This window comes from Bradyrhizobium sp. Kon58 (genome assembly GCF_055807455.1).
In genome coordinates this window covers 1-510 of sequence record NZ_JBVVOT010000132.1, presented here as the reverse complement: position 1 = coordinate 510, position 510 = coordinate 1, and the positions used below count along the sequence as shown (strand labels likewise).

The 510-nt window shown below is 62.0% G+C and carries 1 protein-coding gene; it reads right to left on the bottom strand.

All coding sequences use genetic code 11. From position 1 onward, the window contains the following. A partial coding sequence (locus tag AC0L20_RS39800; RefSeq protein WP_473295636.1) for an MFS transporter occupies positions 1-510 on the bottom strand: 510 nt, incomplete at both ends.

The following is a 510-nucleotide window of genomic DNA, read 5'->3' as shown; positions in this document are numbered from 1 at the left end:
ACATGGCTTTCATGCGGCCGTCATAAGGCGCGTCGCCGCGCGCCATGAAGTAGCTGGGAAACCAGCCGCCACCGATACTGCCAACCATGGTCATGCTGTAGAGCACCGCCAGTGGCATCACGATATCGGCGCCCTTCATGCCGTACTGCGCCGCCAGGTATGTGGGCAGCCAGAACAGGAAGAACCACCACACCCCGTCGGTCATGAACTTGCCGAAGGCAAAGGCCCAGGACTGGCGATAGGTCAGCAACTTGAACCACGAGACTTTTTTCGCGGGGGCGCCAGCAGGGGCTGGTGTGAACGGCTGTACCGTCTGGTCACTGCGAATGTAGGCCAGTTCTTCGGCCGACAGGCGCTTTTGCTGCTCGGGTTTTTCGTACACCGCGGCCCACACCGCCACCCAGATGAAGCCGAGCATGCCAATAACCATGAAGGCGGCTTCCCAGCCCCACATGCCGGCGCCAACGTGGGCGCGATCCTGGCGCCCATCTGTGTGCCATTGATCGCCGG